Below are 667 nucleotides of genomic sequence, written 5' to 3'. Positions count from 1 at the left end.
CATCACAAACCACATGATAGCTATGTACAAAATATAAATACTCAAGCTCTTTTAGTCCTAAATTTAATGGGCTATTTTGCTTAAATTCCAAAGCGTTCCAACCAATGTGGGGTATTTTTAATGGTTTATCGAAATTAGCTTCATTAAATTTTACGACCTCACCAGCTATCAGTCCAAGCCCAGCATGTTCACCAAATTCAAAACCTTTTTCAAATAAAAGCTGCATGCCAAGACAAATACCAATAAAAGCTTTGCCGCTTTTTACGGCTTCTTTTACAGCTTCGTCCATGCCGTTATTTTTTAGCTTTGTCATCGCCTCACCAAAAGCTCCAACGCCTGGCAAAACGATGTGAGAGTACTCTTTTAAACTATTAGGCTCACTTACTAAAACGCACTCATGTCCAAGAAATTTAAAAGCATTTATCACGCTTTTGATATTGCCCGCACCATAATCAATAATAGCGATCATCTGTTCTCTTGTCTTTTTACGCTGAAAAGATAAAAGCTAAGTGCCGCCATCAGCATCGCCACACCGCCTATTAGATAGATAGCATTTATGATATTTTCAGGTGCAGTGATAGCAAATTTAAAGACTAGCATGAGCGCCTCGATTGCAAGTGCGATGATAATTGAGCCGATAAATCTCACCATCGTCTTATAAATAACG

1 protein-coding gene and 1 pseudogene are annotated in these 667 nt (G+C 37.9%); both read right to left on the bottom strand.

Translation table 11 applies throughout. The annotated features are described in order from the left end of the window. Positions 1 to 469: imidazole glycerol phosphate synthase subunit HisH (gene hisH, locus A3854_RS06135; RefSeq protein WP_084041750.1), on the bottom strand; the 469-nt coding region annotated here is incomplete at its 3' end. Next, positions 466 to 667, bottom strand: a pseudogene (locus A3854_RS06130) (PDC sensor domain-containing protein); the annotation flags it as partial. The gene hisH and the pseudogene A3854_RS06130, both read right to left, overlap by 4 nt.

Source organism: Campylobacter concisus, from assembly GCF_002092845.1.
Taxonomy (GTDB): Bacteria; Campylobacterota; Campylobacteria; order Campylobacterales; family Campylobacteraceae; genus Campylobacter_A; species Campylobacter_A concisus_AQ.
This window is presented reverse-complemented; position numbering and strand designations above follow the sequence as displayed.